At 70.7% G+C, this 16,228-nt stretch carries 12 protein-coding genes; 4 read left to right on the top strand and 8 right to left on the bottom strand.

What is annotated here, in order from left to right:
- Positions 1 to 50: 50 nt before the first annotated feature.
- Positions 51 to 773: an MBL fold metallo-hydrolase gene (locus OG609_RS27765; RefSeq protein ID WP_327275313.1), complete on the top strand. Its 723-nt coding sequence runs from the start codon at positions 51 to 53 to the stop codon at positions 771 to 773.
- Positions 774 to 910: 137 nt separating this feature from the next.
- Positions 911 to 1,732 (top strand): DUF3097 domain-containing protein, encoded by an 822-nt coding sequence (locus OG609_RS27760; protein WP_327275312.1) that lies wholly within the window; start codon positions 911 to 913, stop codon positions 1,730 to 1,732.
- 112 nt (positions 1,733 to 1,844) lie between these two features.
- Here the strand turns inward: OG609_RS27760 and hemW are convergent, their stop codons facing one another.
- The 4 genes from hemW to lepA all read right to left on the bottom strand — a co-directional run bounded on the left by hemW (position 1,845) and on the right by lepA (position 9,469).
- Positions 1,845 to 3,086, bottom strand: coding sequence for a radical SAM family heme chaperone HemW (gene hemW, locus OG609_RS27755; protein WP_327275311.1), 1,242 nt, complete (start codon positions 3,084 to 3,086; stop codon positions 1,845 to 1,847).
- A gap of 118 nt (positions 3,087 to 3,204) precedes the next feature.
- Positions 3,205 to 5,139 carry an ATP-binding SpoIIE family protein phosphatase gene (locus tag OG609_RS27750; RefSeq protein ID WP_327278207.1) on the bottom strand — a complete coding sequence of 645 codons (1,935 nt, stop codon included), beginning with the start codon at positions 5,137 to 5,139 and terminating at the stop codon, positions 3,205 to 3,207.
- 206 nt (positions 5,140 to 5,345) lie between these two features.
- Positions 5,346 to 7,235, bottom strand: a complete 1,890-nt coding sequence (locus tag OG609_RS27745) for an AMP-dependent synthetase/ligase (RefSeq protein WP_327275310.1) — start codon at positions 7,233 to 7,235, stop codon at positions 5,346 to 5,348.
- 359 nt (positions 7,236 to 7,594) lie between these two features.
- A complete protein-coding gene (lepA, locus tag OG609_RS27740) occupies positions 7,595 to 9,469 on the bottom strand; it encodes a translation elongation factor 4 (RefSeq protein ID WP_327275309.1) in 1,875 nt (624 codons plus the stop codon).
- 215 nt (positions 9,470 to 9,684) lie between these two features.
- On the opposite strand from lepA, the gene rpsT reads away from it, so the two are divergent.
- A complete protein-coding gene (rpsT, locus tag OG609_RS27735; protein ID WP_093897085.1) occupies positions 9,685 to 9,951 on the top strand; it encodes a 30S ribosomal protein S20 in 267 nt (88 codons plus the stop codon).
- Positions 9,952 to 10,209: 258 nt separating this feature from the next.
- Here the strand turns inward: rpsT and holA are convergent, their stop codons facing one another.
- Positions 10,210 to 11,196 (bottom strand): DNA polymerase III subunit delta, encoded by a 987-nt coding sequence (gene holA, locus OG609_RS27730; RefSeq protein WP_327275308.1) that lies wholly within the window; start codon positions 11,194 to 11,196, stop codon positions 10,210 to 10,212.
- A 173-nt stretch (positions 11,197 to 11,369) separates the two neighbouring features.
- On the opposite strand from holA, the gene OG609_RS27725 reads away from it, so the two are divergent.
- Positions 11,370 to 11,615, top strand: a complete 246-nt coding sequence (locus OG609_RS27725; RefSeq protein WP_327275307.1) for a hypothetical protein — start codon at positions 11,370 to 11,372, stop codon at positions 11,613 to 11,615.
- 24 nt (positions 11,616 to 11,639) lie between these two features.
- On the opposite strand, the gene OG609_RS27720 is transcribed toward OG609_RS27725, so the two are convergent.
- The 3 genes from OG609_RS27720 to OG609_RS27710 all read right to left on the bottom strand — a co-directional run bounded on the left by OG609_RS27720 (position 11,640) and on the right by OG609_RS27710 (position 15,991).
- Complete coding sequence (locus OG609_RS27720) at positions 11,640 to 12,524, bottom strand: YceI family protein (protein ID WP_327275306.1); 885 nt, start codon at positions 12,522 to 12,524, stop codon at positions 11,640 to 11,642.
- A gap of 246 nt (positions 12,525 to 12,770) precedes the next feature.
- Positions 12,771 to 15,344 carry a ComEC/Rec2 family competence protein gene (locus OG609_RS27715; RefSeq protein ID WP_327275305.1) on the bottom strand — a complete coding sequence of 858 codons (2,574 nt, stop codon included), beginning with the start codon at positions 15,342 to 15,344 and terminating at the stop codon, positions 12,771 to 12,773.
- Complete coding sequence (locus OG609_RS27710; protein ID WP_327275304.1) at positions 15,341 to 15,991, bottom strand: ComEA family DNA-binding protein; 651 nt, start codon at positions 15,989 to 15,991, stop codon at positions 15,341 to 15,343. The genes OG609_RS27715 and OG609_RS27710 overlap by 4 nt, the downstream gene beginning before the upstream one ends.
- Positions 15,992 to 16,228 lie beyond the last annotated feature (237 nt).

Here is a 16,228-nt window from a genome sequence, read left to right as displayed (position 1 = left end):
CGGTCACGCTACCGCGAGACTGCGCAGGTCGTTGCCGATAGCGTCGCGGTATGGACGCCTCTTGGGAAGAGTTCGGCTGGGAGCGACTCGGTCACGGAGTGGGCCGACGGCGCCTCCCCGGGTGGGATGCGACAGTCGCACTGGTGGTCGGAGCGGATGGAGTGCTGCTCTACGACACCGGATCAACACTCCGCGAAGGTGAGGAAATCCGGATCCAGGCACAGGCCCTGCTCGGCCGGAAGGTGACGCATATCGCACTCAGCCACCCCCATTTCGACCACGTACTGGGCACCGCCGCGTTCGCCGGCACCCAGGTGTACGGAGCGGTCGGCATGGCCGGGCTGATGAAGCTCGGGGCGGACGATCTGCACGCCTCCGCGGTGCGCCACGGAGTGTCCGAAAACGATGCGGCCGAGGCCGCCGGTGCGCTGGTGGCGCCGCACCATGAAGTGCGCGACGAGTGGACGCTCGATCTGGGCGGCGGCCGTCAGATCTTGCTGGCGAACGTGGGCCCCGCCCACAGCGGCCACGATCTGGCGTTGCTCGTCCCCGGCTCCCCCGCGGTGGTGCTCTGCGGCGACCTGGTCGAGGAATCCGGCGAACCGCAGGCGGGACGGGACGCCGTCCCGTCCCGCTGGCCGGCCGCGCTGGACCGGCTGCTGGCGCTGGGCGGCGAGGACGCGGTGTACGTTCCGGGGCACGGAGCGGTGGTGGACGCGGCGTTCATCAAGGACCAGCGTGACCAACTGGCCGTCCGCTTCGGCGTGTCGTGACGTGTTGTCGTCCTACGACCTCGCCCGCGATTGTCAGCGGCGTCGCGGTGTCCGGGACCTCCGCCCTGGATTCGAAGGCCCCGGACGCCGCTCCTTCTCCCACTGCCAATCGTGGGCGAGGTCGTTATCGTCATCCGATGCGCAGCTACCAGCCGGACCTGACCCCGCCGTGGAAGAAGTCCGCCCCCGTTCCCGAGGTGCCCGCCGATCCCGATCTGGTCGTGGAGGAGGTCTCCACGGGATTCTGCGGTGCGGTGATCCGCTGCGAGAAGACGGCCCAGGGTCCGACGGTGACCCTGGAGGACCGCTTCGGCAAGCACCGGGTGTTCCCGATGGAGCCGCGCGGCTTCCTGCTGGAGGGCCGGGTGGTCACGCTCGTGCGCCCGTCGGCGGCCGCTCCCGTACGCCCCACGCGTACGGCATCGGGTTCGGTCGCGGTCCCCGGGGCGCGCGCCCGGGTCGCGCGGGCGGGCCGGATCTATGTGGAGGGCCGCCACGACGCGGAGCTGGTCGAGCGGGTCTGGGGCGACGACCTGCGGATCGAGGGCGTGGTCGTCGAATACCTCGAGGGCATCGACGACCTCCCGGCCATCGTGCGCGAATTCTCCCCCGGCCCGGACGCCAGGCTGGGCGTTCTGGTCGATCACCTGGTCCCGGGCTCCAAGGAGTCCCGGATCGCCTCCCAGGTCTCGGACGCGAACGTGCTGGTGGTCGGCCACCCCTACATCGACGTGTGGGAGGCAGTGAAGCCGTCGTCCGTGGGCATCGCCGCCTGGCCGGTGGTCCCGCGCGGCCAGGACTGGAAGACGGGCGTGTGCCGCGCTCTGGGCTGGCCGGAGAACACGGGTGCGGCCTGGCAGCGAATCCTGTCCACGGTGCGCTCGTACCGGGATCTGGAACCGGCACTGCTGGGCTCCGTGGAGCACCTGATCGACTTCGTGACGGCGCCGCCTCAGTAGCCCCTTCGCCGGCCCCCGGGGGCAGAGCCCCGGATACGGGAGGGAGCGGGCAAGGGGGGAACAGGCCCGCCGCAGGCGCACCCGCACCCCACCCGGCCCCGCACCCGCCCTCTCAGTCCACCAGATCCCGCACCACCGCATCCGCCAGCAACCGCCCTCGCAACGTAAGCACCGCCCGCCCCTCCCCGTACGGCACCCGCTCCAGCAGCCCGTCCTCCACCGCGCGCCCCGCCGCGCCCAGCCCCGCCGGTGCCAGCAGCGACAACGGACACCCGTCCGCGAGCCGCAACTCCAGCAGGATCCGCTCGACCCGCCGGTCCTCGGCGGAGAGGATCTCGCGCCCGGCCCCCGGCGACCGCCCCTCGGCCAGAGCCTGCGCGTACGCCCCCGGATGCTTCACGTTCCACCAGCGCACCCCGCCGACATGGCTGTGCGCCCCGGGACCGGCGCCCCACCAGTCGGCTCCGCGCCAGTACAGCTCGTTGTGCAGGCACCGGCCCTCGGGCGTGCGGGCCCAGTTCGACACCTCGTACCAGGAGAAGCCCGCCGCGGTCATCGCCTCGTCCGCGATCAGATACCGGTCCGCATGGGCGTCGTCATCGGTCATCGGGATCTCGCCGCGCCGGATCCGCCGGGCCAGCTGCGTCCCCTCCTCGACGATCAGCGCGTACGCGGACACGTGGTCCGGCCCCGCACCGATCGCCGCGTCCAGCGAGGCCCGCCAGTCGTCGTCGGACTCCCCGGGCGTGCCGTAGATCAGATCGAGGTTGACGTGCTCGAAGCCCGCCTCCCGCGCTTCGGCGACACACGCCTCGGGCCGCCCCGGCGTGTGCGTACGGTCCAGGATCTTCAGCACATGCTGCCGCGCGCTCTGCATCCCGAACGAGATCCGGTTGAAGCCGCCCTCCCGCAGCTCGGCCAGATACGCCGGATCGACGGATTCCGGGTTGGCCTCGGTGGTGATCTCGGCATCGTCCGCGAGCCCGAACTCGTCGCGGATCGCCCCCAGCATCCGTACCAGGTCTCCGGCGGCCAGCAGGGTCGGTGTGCCGCCGCCGACGAAGACCGTACGGACCGGACGCGGATCGTCACCGAGGACCTTGCGCGCCTGGCGGACCTCGCCGGTCAGATGGGCTGCGTAGTTGTCCCGGGAGGCCAGCGCACCGCCGGAGCCGCGCAGCTCGGTGGCGGTGTAGGTGTTGAAGTCGCAGTAGCCGCAGCGGGTCGCGCAGTACGGCACATGCAGGTAGAAGCCGAGCGGCCGGTCGGCGGCGCCTTCCAGGGCATGGCGGGGCAGCGCCCCGTCGTCGGGTACGGGTTCACCATCGGGCAGTACGGAAGGCATACCGCCCATTGTCACTCGCCGCCGGGGACCTCCGAGCCACGTTCTTGATCACGAAGGGCCACGCGCTCGCGGGCCGCACCGCGGCACCCGGGCCACAGCAAGCACCCCCGGCCGCCCCGCCGCGCCTTCACCCCGCCTGCAGCACCAGCAGCGCCAGATCGTCATCGGGCGGCCGCTCGGCGAATTCGTGCACGGCCCGCTTGATCCGGTCCGCGATCCCGTCCGCCGACAGCCCGGCACAGTCGGCCAGCGCCCGGGCCAGACCGTCCCCGTCGTCGAACATCAGCGCCCCGGAGCGCCGCTCCGTCACGCCGTCCGTGACGCACAGCAGGCTGTCGCCGGGCGCCAGCTCGAAGCTCTGGCTCTCGTACGCGACGTCGTCGAAGATTCCGAGCAGCATCTGCGGCTCGGCGGCCGGCCGCACCTCGCCGTCGGGGCGCAGCAGCAGCGGCAGCGGGTGGCCGGCGCTGGCGAGGGTGCAGCGCACGCCACCGCCGGGCAGCGGCACGAGTTCCCCGTACAGCAGGGAGAGAAAGCGGGACTGCCCGGTGTCCGCCGTCTGCTGGCCGCCCGCCGCGGCCACCATGAGCGCGGCCGCCTCGGCAGCCTCCATCGCATCGTCGAGGAGCAGCCGGTTGAGCCGGTCCAGCACTTCGCCGACGCCGAAACCCTCACGGGCCAGCAGCCGCAGCCAGGGCCGGGCAAGGCCGGTGACGACGGCGGCTTCGGGGCCACTGCCCTGTACATCACCGAGGACGAAGCACCAGCGGTCGCCTGGGCACGGGAAGATGTCGTAGAAGTCGCCCCCGACGACCCCGTCGTCGCTGGGCTCGTACACCAGTGAGCTGGTGACGCCGGGTATGTCGGCGACCTTGCTGGGCAGCAGCGCGCGCTGCAGGATGCGGCTGATGGTGGCCTGCCGGGTGTAGGCGCGGGCGGCTCCGACGGCGAGGCCGACACGGCGTACGAAGTCCTCGATCAGGGCGGTCACTTCGTCGGGGACACGTACCGTGCCCTCCCGGCCGAGGAGTACGGCGCCGAGTGTCCGGCCGCCCGATGTGATCCGGTAGGCGAGAGCGGATCCGGCGCGCCCGTCGGATTCCCCGTCGTCCTCCTCGCCGCCGGGCCAGGGCATGGAGACAGGCCCGGTGCCCACCCGCTCGGGCAGCCGGATCGGGTCCTGCTCCAGCAGCGTACGCAACTGCCCGGTCTCGGCCTCGTCCCGGTGCCAGGCGCTGGCGAGCCGGGGGACGGCCGCGGGGCCGCCGTTCTCGGGCTCCAGCCAGATCGCGCACCAGTCGGCGAGTCTGGGCACCAGTAACTGTCCGGCGAGGGCCGCGACGATGTCCTCGTCGAGCTGGCCTGCGAGCAGGTCCGAGGCCTCGGCGAGGAACGAGAGCGCGCCGCGGCCGGCCCAGTCCGCGTCGTCGCGAAGGGCCCGCCGGGCGGTGGGGGCGAGCAGCTCGGCCGCGCGCAGCCCCTGCTGGAATCCGGACTCGGCCGACGGTTCGGGGAACGGGTTCCAGTCGTCGACGGGAAGCCGGGCCCAGACGGTCTTGAGGCCGGTGCGGTAGGTGATGCCCCAGCGCTCGGCGAGGGTGCCGACGAGCTGGAGCCCACGACCGTACTCGGCGGGCTCCTCGGGGCCGGTGCGGGCGTCGCCCTCCGCCGTGTCCGCTGCGTCCGTCGCGCTGCCGGCCTCCGGGCGTTCGCTGCGTACGGCACGGGCCGGGTGGTGGTCGGAGACCTCCAGCACCAGGGCCGCGGCCTCGTCCTCGGCGGCCTCCTCGAGCCGGCAGAGCAGCTCGACATTGGTCCCGGCGTGCACGACCGCGTTGGTCACCAGCTCGCTGACGACGACCGCCGCATCATCGGCCAGACGTTCGCTGAAGCCCACGGCCGCCGGCAGTCCCAGCCCGGTCCACTCGGTGAGCGCTGCCCGGACGAACCGGCGGGCGGCGGAGGGCGCGAGGAGGTTTCCGGGCAGGGACGTACGGGCGACCGGCCGCGCATCCGCATGGCCGACGGTGATACCGGGACGCTGAACGATGTCCCGCTGCAAGGGAATGGGCCCCACGGTGCAGCTCCTGACCTGTTCTCGCTCTGTCTGTCTGTTCTCGTTCTGTTCTCGCTGGGCGCCGCTGACGACACCGACAGAGTGACAGATGGACCATGCTCATAAGCGACGAGTTGCCGAAGTGAGCAGAGAAAGTGAGCAGAGAAAAACGGAAGCAGCCGCACCGTGCGGCCGGTCGGCGAGGACCCGCATTACGCCTCGCGGGCTCCTGCGTACATGTCGTCGATGAGGCCCTTGTACTCACGCTCGACGACCGGCCGCTTCAGCTTGAGACTGGGCGTCAGCTCGCCGTGCTCGATGTCGAGATCGCGGGGCAGCAGCCGGAACTTCTTGATGGTCTGCCAGCGCTGCAACCCCTCGTTGAGCCGCTTCACATAGCCCTCGATGAGCGCGACGGCCTGCGGGGACGCCACCACTTCGGCGTACGGCTTCCCGCCCAGGCCGTTCTCGGCGGCCCAGCCGAGGATGGTCGGCTCGTCGAGTGCGATCAGGGCGGTGCAGAAGTTACGGTCCGCGCCGTGCACCAGGATGTTGGAGACGAACGGGCAGACAGCCTTGAACTGTCCCTCGACCTCCGCCGGGGCGATGTACTTGCCGCCGGAGGTCTTGATCAGGTCCTTCTTGCGGTCGGTGATCCGGAGATAACCGTCCACGGACAGCTCGCCGATGTCGCCGGTGTGGAACCAGCCGTCCGCCTCCAGTACCTCGGCGGTCTTCTCCGGGAGCCCCTGGTAGCCCTGCATCAGGCCGGGACCGCGCAGCAGGATCTCGCCGTCGTCGGCGATCCGTACCTCGGTGCCGGGGAGCGGCTTGCCCACGGTGCCGGTGCGGTAGGCCTCGCCCGGGTTGACGAAGGAGGCGGCGCTGGTCTCGGTGAGGCCGTAGCCCTCCAGGATGTGGATGCCGGCGCCTGCGAAGAAGTAGCCGATGTCGGGGGCGAGCGCTGCGGAGCCGGAGACACAGGCGCGCAGCCGGCCACCGAAGGCCTCGCGGATCTTGGCGAAGACGAGGGCGTCGGCGACCTTGTGCTTGGCACCGAGCGCGAACGGGACGGAGGCCGTGCCGGTGCGCCGGAAGTTGTCCTGCGAAACCGTCGCGTACTCGCGGGCGACCCCGGCCGCCCACTGGAAGATCTTGTACTTGGCCCCGCCACCGGCCCGCGCCTTGGCGGCCACACCGTTGTAGACCTTTTCGAAGATGCGGGGGACGGCGGCCATGTACGTCGGCTGGACCACCGGCAGATTCTCGATGATCTTGTCGACCCGGCCGTCGACGGCGGTGACGTGGCCGACCTCGATCTGCCCGGAGGTGAGGACCTTGCCGAAGACGTGCGCGAGCGGCAGCCAGAGGTACTGGACGTCGTCCTTGGTGATCAGGCCGGTCGCCACGGTGGCCTTGGCCATGTACGACCAGTTGTCGTGCGGCAGGCGTACGCCCTTGGGGCGGCCGGTGGTGCCCGAGGTGTAGATCAGGGTGGCCAGCTGGTCGGCCGTGATGGCGGCGACCCGCTCCTTTACCGCATCGGGGTTCTTCGCCAGGTGCTCGGCGCCGCGGGCCTCCAGATCGGCAAGGGTGAGCACCCAGCCCTCCGGGTCGTCCTCGGCGGGGCCGGCGCCCTCGGGGTCGATGACGACGACATGGGCGAGGTTCGGCAGCTCGGCGCGGCGCTCGCGGGCCTTGGCCAGCTGACCGGCGTCCTCGGCGATCAGGACCCGGCTCTCGGAGTCCGAGAGGATGAACGCCGACTCCGCGGCGTTGGTCGACGGGTAGATGGTCGTGGTGGCGGCACCCGCGCACATCACACCGAGGTCGACGAGGATCCATTCCACTCGCGTGCCGGCGGCGAGCGCGATCCGCTCCTCCGGCTGCACACCCAGACCGATCAGCCCTGCCGCGATGGCGTACACCCGCTCGGCGGCCTGGGCCCAGCTCAGCGACTTCCACTCATCGGGTCCCTCGCCGGTGGCCGCAGGGACGGGGTAGCGGTAGGCCTCCCCGTGCGGGGTGGCCGCCACGCGGTCGATGAAGAGGTTCGCCACGGAGGGCGGTCGGTTCTCGATCAAGGTCTGTGTGTCGCTCACGACATCCTCCGGGCCTGCGGCAGTGCTTCACGACCGGCTGCTGATTGCTGCTGATTGCTGCTTGTTCCTACGTGTGTTCCCGCGCACCCCGTGCGCTCGGTCCTGCGTGACTTGGTCCTGCGGTGCCTGTCCTGCGGCGCTCGGTCCCGCTTGTTTAACTGGCGAGTAACTACGAGGCCGTGATCAGGGTAGAGCGCCCGCGTCCGCCGCGTAAGGGGCAGTGGGCCGCCGCTTCATAACAAACGGGCCCCTGCGTCGCAGTGCGCTGCGACGCAGGGGCCCGTTGGGCTACCACCGGGTAGAGGCGGACGGAGGGTGGCGGCCGGGGCGGGAGTTGCTTTTCGGCCTTGCGGCGGAAGCTACTTCTTGGTCTTGCCTTCCCCGCCCGACTCGTCCGTCGACAGCACGGCGATGAAGGCCTCCTGCGGCACCTCCACATTGCCGACCATCTTCATCCGCTTCTTGCCTTCCTTCTGCTTCTCCAGCAGCTTCCGCTTACGGGAGATGTCACCGCCGTAGCACTTCGCGAGGACGTCCTTACGAATGGCGCGGACGGTCTCACGGGCGATGACCCGGGAGCCGATGGCGGCCTGGATCGGCACCTCGAAGTTCTGCCGCGGGATCAGCTCGCGCAGCTTGGCGACGAGCCGCACGCCGTACGCGTACGCCTTGTCCTTGTGCGTGACCGCGGAGAACGCGTCGACCTTGTCGCCGTGCAGCAGGATGTCGACCTTGACGAGCTGAGCCGACTGCTCGCCGGTGGGCTCGTAGTCGAGGGAGGCGTAACCCCGCGTCTTGGACTTCAGCTGGTCGAAGAAGTCGAAGACGATCTCGGCGAGCGGCAGGGTGTAGCGGATCTCGACGCGGTCCTCGGAGAGGTAGTCCATGCCGAGCAGGGTGCCGCGCCGGTTCTGGCAGAGCTCCATGATCGCGCCGATGAACTCGCTGGGGGCCAGGACCGTGGCGCGCACGACGGGCTCGTGCACCTTGTCGATCTTGCCCTCGGGGAATTCGCTCGGGTTGGTGACGGTGTGCTCGGTGCCGTCCTCCATCTCGACGCGGTAGACCACGTTGGGCGCGGTGGCGATGAGTTCGAGACCGAACTCGCGCTCCAGCCGCTCGCGGATCACATCGAGGTGGAGGAGACCGAGGAAGCCGACGCGGAAGCCGAAGCCGAGCGCGGCGGAGGTCTCCGGCTCGTACACCAGGGCGGCGTCGTTGAGCTGAAGCTTGTCGAGCGCCTCGCGCAGGTCCGGGTAGTCCGAGCCGTCCAGCGGGTACAGGCCCGAGAACACCATCGGCTTGGGGTCCTTGTAGCCACCCAGCGCCTCGGTCGCTCCCTTGCTCAGGGAGGTGATGGTGTCACCGACCTTGGACTGCCGGACGTCCTTCACGCCGGTGATGATGTAGCCCACTTCGCCCACACCGAGACCGTCGGCCGGGGTCATCTCCGGGGAGGAGACCCCGATCTCCAGCAGCTCGTGAGTGGCGCCGGTGGACATCATCCTGATGCGCTCGCGCTTGTTGAGCTGACCGTCGACGACACGGACGTACGTGACGACGCCGCGGTACGAGTCGTAGACCGAGTCGAAGATCATCGCGCGGGCCGGGGCATCGGCCTTGCCGACAGGCGCCGGAACGTCCTTGACCACCCGGTCGAGCAGCACGTCCACGCCGACACCGGTCTTCGCGGAGACCTTGAGGACGTCCTCCGGCTGGCAGCCGATGAGGTTGGCCAGCTCCTCGGAGAACTTCTCGGGCTGCGCGGCCGGCAGGTCGATCTTGTTGAGCACCGGGACGATGGTGAGGTCGTTCTCCATCGCCAGGTAGAGGTTTGCCAGCGTCTGGGCCTCGATGCCCTGCGCGGCGTCGACCAGCAGGACCGTGCCCTCGCAGGCGGCGAGCGAGCGGGAGACCTCATAGGTGAAGTCCACGTGGCCCGGGGTGTCGATCATGTTGAGGACGTGGGTGCGGCCCTGGTCCTCGCCCGTGTTGGGCGCCCAGGGCAGACGCACCGCCTGGGACTTGATGGTGATGCCGCGCTCGCGCTCGATGTCCATCCGGTCGAGGTACTGAGCACGCATCTGCCGCTGGTCGACCACGCCCGTCAGCTGAAGCATCCGGTCAGCAAGGGTCGACTTGCCGTGGTCGATGTGCGCGATGATGCAGAAGTTGCGGATCAGCGCCGGGTCGGTACGGCTCGGCTCGGGCACGTTGGTAGGAGTCGCGGGCACGCAGGGTCCTGATTCTTGAGACGCCGAACGCCGTGTCTCGGGTCGATGTCGGTTCGGTCGGATCGATACGTAGCCTCCATCGTCCCATGGTTGCGGGGCAGAGACCGGTTTGGGCCGGTCGGAGCGGGGCTGGTACCGTTGACAGCTGTGCCTCGCGACTCTCTCAGGCCGTGGGGCGCACATCGAAGATCCAACGAACCTGAAAAGGCTCTTTCGTGGCGAACATCAAGTCCCAGATCAAGCGGAACAAGACGAACGAGAAGGCGCGCCTGCGCAACAAGGCCGTCAAGTCCTCGCTCAAGACCGCTATCCGCAAGGCCCGTGAGGCTGCCGTCGCCGGTGACGTCGAGAAGGCCACCACGGCCGCTCGCGACGCCTCCCGCGCGCTCGACAAGGCCGTCTCGAAGGGTGTCATCCACAAGAACGCCGCCGCCAACAAGAAGTCGGCGCTGGCCTCCAAGGTTGCCTCCCTCCAGGGCTGAGCTTTCTGATGTAACTGCCGGAACGGACCAGCGGGCCCTCTCTCCCGCCCCTGCCCGGCCCCCGCGCCGCACACCGAACCTGCGTTCGCCACGCGGGTGCGGCGCACCAAGCGTGAACCGAAGGCCCCGACCCCGCTCTCCCCAGAGCGAGGTCGGGGCCTTCGGCGTACCCGCTTCGAGCCCGTCCGGTTTTGAGCTCGTCCGGCGTGTGAGGGCCGAGCAGCCGCCGGACGATCCCGGCGCCCTCGCCCCGCCCGGCTACCGCCCCGACCGCGCCGCCCGCGCCACCGCGACCACGGCCTTCTCCAGCGCGTACTCCGGGTCGTCGCCGCCCCCCTTGACGCCTGCGTCCGCATCCGCGACCGCCCGCAGCGCCACCGCCACGCCGTCCGGCGTCCAGCCACGCATCTGCTGGCGCACCCGGTCGATCTTCCACGGCGGCATGCCCAGATCACGGGCGAGGTCCGCGGGCCGCCCTCCGCGCGCCGAGGACAGCTTTCCGATCGCCCGTACGCCCTGTGCCAGCGCGCTGGTGATCAGCACGGGCGCCACCCCGGTCGACAGCGACCAGCGCAACGCCTCAAGCGCCTCCGCAGCCCGCCCCTCCACTGCGCGGTCGGCGACCGTGAAACTCGATGCCTCCGCACGGCCCGTGTAGTAGCGGGCGACGACCGCCTCGTCGATCGTGCCCTCGACATCCGCGACGAGCTGCGAAACCGCACTCGCCAGCTCCCGCAGATCGCTGCCGATGGAGTCGACCAGCGCCTGGCACGCCTCGGGCGTCGCCGAGCGCCCCAGCGCCCGGAACTCCGACCGCACGAACGAGAGCCGCTCGGCCGGCTTCGTCGTCTTCGGACACGCGACCTCCCTCGCCCCGGCCTTGCGCGCCGCGTCCAGCAGGCCCTTGCCCTTGGCTCCGCCCGCATGCAGCAGAACGAGGGTGATCTCCTCGACCGGGTCGCCGAGGTACGCCTTGACGTCCTTGATCGTGTCGGCGGAGAGATCCTGCGCATTGCGCACGATCACCACCTTGCGCTCGGCGAAGAGCGACGGGCTCGTCAGCTCGGCAAGGGTGCCGGGCTGGAGCTGGTCGGAGGTGAGATCGCGGACATCCGTGTCGGGGTCGGAGGCACGGGCCGCCGCCACCACCTGTTGCACGGCGCGGTCGAGGAGCAGGTCCTCCTGGCCCACGGCGAGCGTGAGGGGGGCGAGCGGATCGTCGGTGGAATTCCTTCTGGTGGCCATCGCCGTCCAGCATCCCACGCGCCACTGACAGCCTGCCGGACTCCCTGCCCGCCTCGTGCGGGAGCCACCTCGTGCGGACACACATGAACGGCCGATAGGCGCCCGACGTCACTGGCTCGGCGGGACGGCGCCGACCGGACCGCACCTCTTATCCGGTACGGGAGAATGGGCAGGTGAGCGATGTAAGACATGTGCTGGTGCTGCCTGACCGCGATGCCGCGGAGGAGGTGGCCGCGGAACTCGGCGACCGCTTCGGGGTCGCCGAGGAACCCCAGCTCGTACGCGATGCACTGGCCGGCGAGGACGATGCCGAGGACGCTCAGTGGCTGGTGGTCGTGGAGGACCCGTTGGGGCTGCTGGACTCCTTGGCGCTCGATGCGTTCGCCGCGGAGTACGAGGGGTGGCTCGAAGCGCCCTAGAGAGGCGCCAGGGCCCCCACGGGCTCAGCCCTTGGGGACGATCTGGATGTCCATGTCGATGGAGATGCTGGAGCCGACGGCCGCGATACCGCGGGCCAGCATGGTCTGCCAGGTGAGGGTGAAGTCCTCGCGGTGCAGCTCCGTGGTGGCCCGGCAGGCGGCGCGGGTCTCGCCCTCCAAGCCGTTGCCCACGCCGAGATACTGGGTGTCCAGCGTGACCGTGCGGCTGACGCCATGCAGTGTGAGCGCGCCGGTCACACCCCAGCGGGTGCCGCCGCGGTGGACGAAGCGGTCGCTGTAGAACTCCAGCGTCGGATAGCGCCCGACGTCGAGGAAGTCGCTGGAGCGCAGATGGTCGTCGCGCATCTGGACATTCGTGTCGATCGACGCGGCATCGATGATCACGTGCATGGCCGAGTTCTCCATGCGGTCGGCGATCCGGACAGCACCGGCGAAGGTGTTGAACCGGCCGTGGATGCGCGCCATGCCGATGTGCCGGGCCGTGAAGCCGATCTGCGAGTGCATCGGTTCGACCTCCCACTCGCCGGGGTCGGGCAGCTGCGGGGGCGCGGACAGTTGCAGGGTCACGTCGCCGAGGCTCGCATGGCCTCCCTCGACGACCGTGGCCGCGCCGTGGAACGGGGTGAAGCCCTCAGCCGTGACGGCCAGCCGGTATTCGCCGGCCGGGACGGTGGCAAGGACATTGCCGTACGGGTCCGTCTCACCGCCGAAGACCTTGCGACCCACTCTGTCCGTGACCACGAACTCGGCTTGCTGCACGATCTCGTTGACGGGGTCGAGCACTCGGCAACTGAGCACTCCCGCAGTGCGCGGCACCTCAAGTCCCGTGAGGGCGTTGCCGCGCACGACACCCGTCGCTCCCCTGCTTCCCAGCCAACGGCCGAACATCTTCTACCTACCCCCGGGGGTGATTCACCTTGGGGCCTGACGGCTGGACGTCCTCGTCGGAGCAGCGGCCCACCGACGAGCATGCATTCGATCACCATTGTGGCGTTCGAGGCAAACAGAGCAGCTCGCAAGGGCTTGGGTAGAGGTGTTACCGAAGGTCCGAATTGGCCGATCCACTTGTGCGCGTCACTCAGTCTGCGCTCATCGCTCAGTCGCATTCTGTGCGCGTCACTCATCGGACAGTGCTCATGGCTGACCCACCGCCCGCAGCCCCTGCCCTGCACCCGTCACGGCGATCGCGCCGTCGGTGTCCGTACGCAGCACCACCGCGCCGCCGGCTCTGAGCGCATCGACGGTGCGCGCGGCCGGGTGACCGTACGGGTTGTCCCTGCCCACGCTCACCAGGGCAAGTCTCGGGTGCGCGCTGCGCAGCAGAGCGGGGTCCTGGTGGGCGGAGCCGTGATGGGCGACCTTGAGAATGTCCACCCGTGGCAGCGCGGGATACCTGCGCAACAGCCCCTGCTGGGACGGAGGTTCGAGGTCGCCCAGGAGCAACAGGGTCAGCCCGCCGGATCGGACGTACAGGGTGACACTGGCGTCATTCGGCTCCTGCGATACGAGCCCGGCCCCCAGGACGGCCGATGCACCGCCCGCCCCCGTGCCGCCCGCCGGCCAGAGGACCCGCCAGTCGAGCGGCCCGATCCGGCGGCGTTCACCGGGGACGGCCCGCACCAGGGGGACGCCCGACGCGGCAGCCGTTCTCCGCACGAACGCGACCTGGTCCGATGGTTCGTCCAGGCTCGTCGTCTGGATCGCCCCCACCGCTCTGCCCCGCAGCACACCGGGCAACCCCCGCACATGGTCCGCGTGGAAGTGCGTGAGGACCAGGAGCGGTACCTCGGTGATGCCCAGGTCGCGCAGGCACCGGTCGGCGAGCCGGGGATCGGGACCGGTGTCGACGACCACACCGGTGCCGTCCCCCGCGGCCAGCACCAGGGCGTCGCCCTGCCCCACGTCGCACATCGCGAACGCCCAGTCCGGCGGCGGCCATCCAGTCAGTACCCGGGTGAGCGGCACAGGGCGCAGCACCGCAAGGATCAGCAGCAGCGCGGCGGCCGAACAGACCCAGGGGTGGCGCACGATACGGCGGGCGAACAGCACCACCAGAGCTGTCAGCGCGGTGAGCAGCAGCGCGCCCTTCCCGCCGTCGGGCCAGTCGATCGCCGCCCCGGGCAGGGCCGCCCCGGTGCGGGCCACCGAGGCGATCCACCCGGTCGGCCAACCCGCGATCCGGGCGAGCAACTCTGCCACCGGCATGGCCACCGGCGCCAGGGCGAGCGCGACGAACCCGAGGACCGTGGCTGGCGCCACCGCGAACTCGGCCAGCAGATTGCACGGGATCGCCACCAGGCTGACCCGGGAGGCGAGCAGCACGACGACCGGCGCGCACACCGCCTGCGCCGCGGCGGCCGCGGCCAGTGCCTCCGCGAGCCTGGGCGGAACCCGGCGCCGTTGCAGCGCGTCGCTCCACTTCGGGGCGATGGTGAGCAGGGCTCCGGTGGCCAGGACGGAGAGGACGAAGCCGTAACTGCGCGCCATCCACGGGTCGTACAGCACCAGCAGCAGAACCGCGGCGGCCAGCGCGGGAATCAGCGATCTGCGGCGCCCCGTGCCGATGGCCAGCAAGGTGATCAGTCCGCAGGCCGCGGACCGCAGTACGCTCGGCTCGGGTCGGCAGACGATGACGAAGGCGAGTGTGAGCCCGCCGCCGAGCACGGCCGTCATTCGCAGCGAGATCCCCAACCGGGGTGCCAGACCGCGCCGTTCGACGCGCGACGCTGTGCCCGGCGGTCCGATCAGGATGACGAGCAGGATAGCCAGGTTGGCACCCGAGACCGCCATCAGGTGGGTGAGGTCGGTCGCCTGGAAGGCATCGTGCAGTTCGGGGGTGACCCGTGAGGTGTCGCCGACCACGAGGCCCGGCACAAGCGCCCGCGCATCGGGATCCAGCCGCTCGGTCGCCTGCCGCAGACCGCCACGCAGAGCACCCGCCGTGCGCTGGAGAATGGAAGGTGGCCCGGTGATGCGGGGCGGGCCTTTGCCCTCGGGTCGCAGTACGGCGGCATTGCGCTCCCCTTCGTGCATCGGTGGCGCCAGTCGGCCGCCGAGGTGCAGTTGCGTGGAAGGAAGCAACTGCTGCCACCGGGCCATCGATCCGCCGGGCGAGACGATCAGCAGCACCGGCGTACGCAACCGGGTGACCGCACCGTCGGGTCCGGTCAGCCGCGTGATCTCGGCGTCCATGAGGAGCGAAGCGGGCGTGCTGTGGTCGCCTCTCACCCGGGGCTGGGTCTGCCGGGCGTCGGACGTCACCGTCACCTCCGCCTCGACCCTCGCGAACCGCTGGGCCAGCCCATGAACCGGCCCCTGCCGTACGTCCGCGCCGTGCAACCCGGCCGACGCAGCCCCGGCCGCCGCACAGAGCAGCGCCGCAGCAGTGGCGGTCGCGGTGATGTGCGGCGGTCGCCGGTGGCGCACCGCGCTCCCGTCGTCTGTCGCCCCTCCCACGGCGTCGGCCGACAGCCTGCACCTCGCACGGGCCGCCGATACTCCCGACATCGCCAGGAGCACCATGGCTGCGCCGGTGCAGAGCATTACGCCCGCCGTCGTCCACCGCCCCGGCGCACTCAGCGCGAGCGCCGCTCCGGCCCAGGCCGCCATGGCCGGCGGGACCAGCCGGAGGTCGACCGGGCCCTCCTGGCGCGGGTCGGAGACACCCAGCCTCCGGCCCGACATCGCATGGACGTCCGGGGGGCTCATGGCCCCACCAGCGGTTGGAGGTCCGCGAACCGGCGCTCACCGATCCCGTTGACCTCGCGGAGCTCATCGACGGAACGGAAACCGCCGTGCTGTGTGCGGTAGTCGACGATGTGCTGGGCGAGAACCGGGCCGACACCAGGCAGGGTGTCCAGTTGTTCGACGGTCGCGCGGTTGAGGCTGACCGGTCCGGTCATGGGGCTGCCACCACCGCCCGGAGCGGCTCCTCCCGTGCTGCCGGCGACAGGAGGACCGGGCGGGGCGCCCACCACGATCTGCTCCCCGTCCATGAGCACCCGCGCCCGGTTGATCCCGGTGAGGTCGACACCCGGCCGGGCTCCTCCCGCCGCACGCAGCGCATCGGCGACCCTTGCACCGGACGGCAGTTGGTGGATCCCCGGCATTCGCACCTTCCCGCTCACATCGACCACGATGTGCCCGCCCGGCCCCGTCGTCGGTGGCGGCCCCGGTGACGGCTCGGGCACTCCGGCGTCATCCGTCATCGGGCCCGAAGTCCTGGCGGGCGCGGCCTCGTTGACCGGATCAGGAGCACGTACGGAGTGGGGGCGCGCGGACCAGAAATGCACCGCGGCGAAGACCGCGGCCGCGATCAGGACAACGGCCAGTGCGGCAAGGGTTCTTGGTTCCAAACCACATCTGAGCTGCAGCCACACCGGAATCCGCTCCCGCAGTGCCGGAACCAGCCTCTCCCATCGCCCCGGCACCGAGACCTGCGCCGGGGTCGGGGGCGAGGGCGAAGCCGGGGTCGGGGTCGGGGGCGAGGGCGAAGCCGGGGTCGGCACAGAAGCGGTAGTCGGGGCGGCACTTGGCATCGAGGGCGGGCTCGGGGCCGAGACCGGAGCGGGGGCCGAAGCCACCCCCAGCAC

Origin of the sequence: Streptomyces sp. NBC_01224, from assembly GCF_036002945.1 — a bacterium.
GTDB lineage: Bacteria > Actinomycetota > Actinomycetes > Streptomycetales > Streptomycetaceae > Streptomyces.
This window is presented reverse-complemented; position numbering and strand designations above follow the sequence as displayed.

Coding starts and splice junctions, on each gene's coding strand:
- holA (WP_327275308.1), bottom strand. CDS start 11,196: ATGGCCACCAGAAGGAATTCCACCGACGATCCGCTCGCCCCCCTCACG.
- hemW (WP_327275311.1), bottom strand. CDS start 3,086: ATGGGCGGTATGCCTTCCGTACTGCCCGATGGTGAACCCGTACCCGAC.
- OG609_RS27760 (WP_327275312.1), top strand. CDS start 911: ATGCGCAGCTACCAGCCGGACCTGACCCCGCCGTGGAAGAAGTCCGCC.
- OG609_RS27715 (WP_327275305.1), bottom strand. CDS start 15,344: ATGAGCCCCCCGGACGTCCATGCGATGTCGGGCCGGAGGCTGGGTGTC.
- OG609_RS27765 (WP_327275313.1), top strand. CDS start 51: ATGGACGCCTCTTGGGAAGAGTTCGGCTGGGAGCGACTCGGTCACGGA.
- OG609_RS27720 (WP_327275306.1), bottom strand. CDS start 12,524: ATGTTCGGCCGTTGGCTGGGAAGCAGGGGAGCGACGGGTGTCGTGCGC.